This window comes from Snodgrassella gandavensis (assembly GCF_914768025.1).
GTDB lineage: Bacteria > Pseudomonadota > Gammaproteobacteria > Burkholderiales > Neisseriaceae > Snodgrassella > Snodgrassella gandavensis.
Window position 1 is genome coordinate 1 of sequence record NZ_CAJZCE010000033.1, and the last position, 1888, is coordinate 1888.

The following is a 1888-nucleotide window of genomic DNA, read 5'->3' on the forward strand; positions in this document are numbered from 1 at the left end:
GATGTACCACTGGATAATCTGTCCATCAGTGCTTACGAAAAAGGCATTAAGGTAACCAATGGGGTTAATGGGGATGTAATCTATCTGGTTGGCTATTATTTGGATGGACGTGCCAACAGCCTGAATATGAATAATTTATTATTTGCCCAGTCCAATGGTGATAATTCTTATATAACGCGCTCCTTACAGCAGCTGACTGATAATATACAGCATCATAATGCGGCCAAGTACGACCGCATTATTGAAGGCAATGATAAGGATAATGAGCTTTTTGGTACGGCCGGCAAGGATTTGATGTATGGCTATGGCGGTAATGATATTTTACATGGCTATGGCGGCAATGATTTGCTTGATGGCGACGGTAATGATATTCTGTATGGCGATGCCGGAGATGATCAGTTATTTGGTGGCGCCGGTGAGGATATTCTGGAAGGTGGCAGTGGTAATGATTTGCTGGTTGGTGGTAGCGGGCAGCGGGATCGTTATGTATTCCGGGCTGGTTATGGACACGATGAGGTGATTGATCAGGCGGCGAATGAATCGCAGGGCGATATTCTGGATTTTGTTGACTACCGTAGTGATGAATTGCGGCTAAGCCGCAATGGGGATGACCTGCTTATCGGCCATACTGGTTCACATGATCAGGTACGGCTGGATAACTGGTTTGCGGATGCGTCATACCGGCAGTATCAGATTCATACTGCGGATGGTATGCACTATACAGCCGCACAGGTACAGCAATTGGTAGGAGCAATGGCTACTTTCTCCAGTGGCAGCAGTGAAGGCCGGATATGGGCGGCGGATGAGGTGAAGCAGTTTGCTCCGCCAAATATTCTTGCGGCCAACTGCGGTTAAGCCAAAAGCACTGTAGTACAGACAAGCCTGCAAATTATATTTGCAGGCTTTTTATTGTGGATAAAGATAGCTGATGCTAAGCCATAATAAATATTATTTCCCTCAACCCCGAAATTTTCAGGTAGCGATAAAAACAGTTCGATTCAATACCAACAGGCTATAAATATATTTTGTACCCTGTCGTTGTATATGGCATCTGCTACTTAGGCTAATAAATAATGTTTCTCTGGCAGAGAATACTAAATTCCTGTAGCTGGTAGTTTGACTAATAAAACTAGTGCCAGGGTTTTATTAATCAATCAGGCACTTTTTTAGTAATTTTATAATAATCACTCTGTTCATTATCCGTCTCAAAATCCCGCACTAAGCCATTTTCTTTCAATGCTGCTAATAAGCGTTGATGCTCATTACATCGCTTGATATTCGGCTTACCACTATGCCATAATTTAGTAAATTCGTTTAACTGCATATTAATTAATGCCTGCCTACGCTTTGCTACATACATATATTTATATGGCAAAGCCTGAATAAACAAATCAATCTTTTTATCCTGCACCAATTGCTCGGAAACTAGCAAAGAATCCAGCAGATTATCGGCAATATCTGTGTCCCGTGCTATTTCAATCAAATCACAATGCTCAATGGCCAATCTTAGAATTAAGTTTTGAATATCTGCCTCATACTCATCATAATTGCGGATTAACTGCGCTAAATCATCAGTATCAAAATTATGTTCCAGCACATAGGTGATTACTGCTGATGAAAAAGAATGCTCAATAACAGATACCACTTTATCAGTACATTCCAGTAACCTCACTGCACTATTATCATCAATTGGTACTGTAATCAGCTTCAATGCCTCCACATAATCAAACAATTCAACACTTTCAGCGATTAAATCTATATAGTCTGCAATATTTTTCTGTAGATAATCCAAAACTGCTTCTTCACCGCAATGCGCCCTTATAAATTCCAAAGCCCGAGCATTTTGCTTGATTGAAACTAAATCAATATGTTCATTCGCCTGTTTTAC

General features: G+C 40.8%; 2 protein-coding genes. One reads left to right on the forward strand and one right to left on the reverse strand.

Features of this window, described 5'->3' with window-relative positions; all coding sequences use genetic code 11:
- A partial coding sequence (locus MJ764_RS11320; RefSeq protein ID WP_275415317.1) for a calcium-binding protein occupies positions 1 to 855 on the forward strand: 855 nt, incomplete at its 5' end.
- A 295-nt stretch (positions 856 to 1150) separates the two neighbouring features.
- Here MJ764_RS11320 and MJ764_RS11325 read toward each other — a convergent pair.
- Positions 1151 to 1888 (reverse strand): hypothetical protein (locus MJ764_RS11325; protein ID WP_239327117.1); only part of this gene is annotated, 738 nt, incomplete at its 5' end.